Here is a 3,492-nt window from a genome sequence, read left to right on the forward strand (position 1 = left end):
GAACAGGAAGCGCTTGTCGCCCAGCAGGGCCAGGTTCGAGGGCGGCTCGGCGTTTTCGGCCTTGGCCAGGATGGCGCGGACCCGGTCGAACTCGGGGTCGGTGTCGTCGACCACGGGCGGGGTGGCCGGGGTCGCGATCAGCCGCCAGACGCCGATGGCCATCAGCACGATGGCGGCGGCGGCGGACGAGCGGATGGCGCGGGCCACTTCTCTGTCGCCGATCGTCTTCATCACCGACTGGTCGGCATATTCGGTATGGGCGAAGGTCCACCATCCGCACAGGGCCACGCCGATCAGGGCCGCGGCCGCCGACAGCAGCCAGCCGGGCGTGATCTCCATCCGCGACAGGGCCGCCTTGCGCGGGAAGGCCTCGTGGAACGGCAGCATCGACAGCAGGATGGCCGTCAGAATGACTGTCTCTTCCCAGTTCAGGCCTTTGAACAGCGCCAGGATCGCCCCGGCCGCCAAGGTGAACAGCGCCGCCCACCACGCCGCGTCCAGGCGCGAGCGCAGGCCGAACGCCAGCAGGATCAGGACCAGGCCCAGGATGGACGAGACGAAGTGGCTGATCTCGATGAGAGGGCCCGGCGCGACCGCCACCCAGATCGCGAAGCGGGTCGGCTCGGACGGCGTCGCGCCCGAAGCCAGCAGCAGGATCCCGGCGCAGGCCGCCAGGATGGCCGACAGCGTCGGCGCGACGGCGAGGAAGGCTGGCCTCAGTTGCGGCGCGGACATCAAGACCCCTGATCGGCGAATCCAGGCGGGACACGTCATCGTCTCCCTCTATAGCGCGGCTCGTCCGAAGCGGGCGCCCGTCGCGTGACGAACAGTCGTTTGAATAGACTTGCCCCCGCCGCTTCATGGCGTAGTCTGCCGCCGACGACGCGGATAAGCGCCGCGAACGAGACTGATGCGTGAGGGAGAACGGCCATGGCGGATTTCGGCGGCGGCGAACTGGACACCTTCCGGGCCGAGACGCGGACCTGGCTTGAGGCTAACTATCCCGCCTCGTTGAACACCCCGATGAACGAGGACGACGCGCCCTGGGGCGGCCAGAAGTTCGTCTGGAAGAACCCCGACGCCAAGCTGTGGCTGGACCGCATGGCCCAGCGCGGCTGGACCGCGCCGATGTGGCCCAAGGCATACGGTGGCGGTGGCCTGTCCAAGGCTGAGAACAAGGTCCTGGAGCAGGAACTGCGCCGCATAAAGGCCCGGCCTGCCTTGATGAGCTTCGGCATCTGGATGCTGGGCCCGGTGCTGCTGGAATACGCCACCGAGGAGCAGAAGCAGCGCTTCCTGCCGCAGATCGTGCGCGGCGAGACCCGCTGGTGCCAGGGCTATAGCGAGCCGGGCGCGGGCTCCGACCTCGCCTCCCTCCAGACCAAGTGCGAGGACAAGGGCGACCACTGGCTGATCAACGGCCAGAAGGTGTGGACCAGCTATGCCGACCAGGCCGACTGGATCTTCTGCCTGGTGCGCACCGACACCACCAAGAAGCACGAGGGCATCTCGTTCGTGCTGTTCGACATGACGTCGCCTGGCGTCGAGGCGCGGCCGATCAAGCTGATCAGCGGCTCCTCGCCCTTCTGCGAGACCTTCTTCGACAATGTGAAGGTCCCCAAGGAACAGCTGGTGGGCAAGGTCAACGGCGGCTGGGACATCGCCAAGCGCCTGCTGCAGTACGAGCGCCAGAACATCTCGGCCTCGGGCTTCGGCGGCGGCGGCGGGCTGGACCTGGTGGACGTGGCCAAGAAGGAGGTCGGGACCGACGCCTCCGGCCGGCTGGCCGACGGCGACCTGCGGGCCCGCATCGCTCACCACCGCATGGACGCCCACGCCTTCATGCTGACCGTGCGCCGCGCCGAGCAGGAGTCCAAGACCGGCAGCGGCCCGTCCGCCGCCGTCTCGATCATCAAATACGCCGCCGCCAAGATGAACCAGGAGCGCACCGAACTGCTGGTCGAGGCCATGGGCCTGCAGGGCCTGGGCTGGGAGGGCGAAGGCTTCGCCAAGGACGAACTGGCCGTGCCGCGCGCCATGCTGCGCGCCAAGGGCAACTCGATCGAGGGCGGCACCAGCGAGGTCAATCTCAACGTCGTCGCCAAGCGGGTGCTAGGCTTGCTGGATCACCAGTAAGCAAAGCGGCGCGAGACCATGATCGAGTTCTGGTACGAGTTCGGCTCCACCTACAGCTATCCCGCCGCCATGCGCATCGAGCGCCTGGCCGAGCAGGCCGGCGTGGCGGTCGCTTGGCGGCCGTTCCTGCTGGGGCCGCTGATGCATGACCAACAGGGGCTGAACGACAGTCCGTTCAACGCCTTCCCGGTCAAGGGCGACTACATGTGGCGCGACCTGCAGCGGGTCTGCGACATGGAGGGCCTGCCGCTGGTGCATCCCAGCCAGTTCCCCCGCAACGGGCTGCTTGCCGCCCGCGTCGCGATCGTCGGGCTGGAAGAGGGCTGGACCCCGGCCTTCAGCCGCGCGGTCTACCAAGCCAATTTCGTCGACGACCAGGACATCTCGAAGCCTGAGGTGCTGGCCCCGCTGATCGCCTCGGTCGGCGCGGGTCCCGCAGAAGTGCTGGCGGCCGCCGCCACCGACCCCGTCAAGATCCGCCTGAAGGACCATGTCCGCCAGGCCCAGGAGCGCGGCCTGTTCGGCGCGCCCTCCTTCCTCACCGCCGACGGCGAGCTCTTCTGGGGCAACGACCGTCTCGAACAGGCCCTCGACTGGGCCGTCCGCCATCAATCCCTGGAGCAAGCCTGACATGGCCGTCCTGACTGAAGAACAGACCATGCTGCGCGACGCCGCCAAAGGCTGGACGCAGGACAGCGCCCCGGTCGGCGCCCTGCGCAAGCTGCGGGACGGCGGCTCCAAGCAGAGCTTCGATCCSGCGACCTGGAGCGAGATGGGCGCCATGGGCTGGGCCGGGGTGATCGTGCCCGAGGACTTCGACGGTTCGGCCTTCGGCTATCTGGGGCTGGGGCTGATCCTGGAGGAGACCGGCCGCAACCTGGTGGCCTCGCCCTTGCTGTCCACCGCCCTGATCGCGGCCTCGGCCCTGGTTCTGGGCGGCTCCGACGCCCAGAAGGCCCAATGGCTGCCGAAGATCGCCGCCGGTGAAGCGGTGGCGACCCTGGCGATCGACGAGGCTTCGCACCACGCGCCGCTGAACACCGCCCTGGGCGGCTCGACCGTCGGCGACGGCTTCGTCCTGAACGGCTCCAAGACCTTCGTGCTCGACGGCGAGACGGCCGACCTGCTGATCGTCGCCGCCCGCACCTCGGGCGCGGCGGGCGACAGCGACGGGATCACCCTGTTCCTCGTGCCCGGCGACGCCGCCGGCGTGACGCGCACCCACCTGGCCCTGATCGACAGCCGCGGCGCGGCGCGGATCACCTTCGACAAGGTCTCGGTCGGCGCCGACGCCGTGCTGGGCGAGATCGGCAAAGGCTGGGCGATCCTGGAGCCGGTGCTGGACCGCGCCTATGC

Annotated in this window: 3 protein-coding genes and 1 pseudogene; 3 read left to right on the forward strand and 1 reads right to left on the reverse strand. The window is 68.9% G+C overall.

The annotated features are described in order from the left end of the window. Positions 1-735 (reverse strand): annotated as a pseudogene (locus AC1DZ6_RS21610) (phosphatidylglycerol lysyltransferase domain-containing protein); the annotation flags it as partial. A 195-nt stretch (positions 736-930) separates the two neighbouring features. On the opposite strand from AC1DZ6_RS21610, the gene AC1DZ6_RS21615 reads away from it, so the two are divergent. The 3 genes from AC1DZ6_RS21615 to AC1DZ6_RS21625 form a co-directional block, all read left to right on the forward strand. Beyond that, the gene (locus AC1DZ6_RS21615; RefSeq protein WP_477099188.1) at positions 931-2,136 is read left to right on the forward strand and encodes an acyl-CoA dehydrogenase family protein; all 1,206 of its coding nucleotides are present in this window, start codon (positions 931-933) and stop codon (positions 2,134-2,136) included. An 18-nt stretch (positions 2,137-2,154) separates the two neighbouring features. Next, complete coding sequence (locus AC1DZ6_RS21620) at positions 2,155-2,766, forward strand: DsbA family protein (RefSeq protein WP_477099189.1); 612 nt, start codon at positions 2,155-2,157, stop codon at positions 2,764-2,766. 1 nt (position 2,767) lies between these two features. Next, positions 2,768-3,492: acyl-CoA dehydrogenase family protein (locus tag AC1DZ6_RS21625; protein ID WP_477099190.1), on the forward strand; the 725-nt coding region annotated here is incomplete at its 3' end.

The organism is Caulobacter sp. P1_B12_2, from assembly GCF_056406675.1.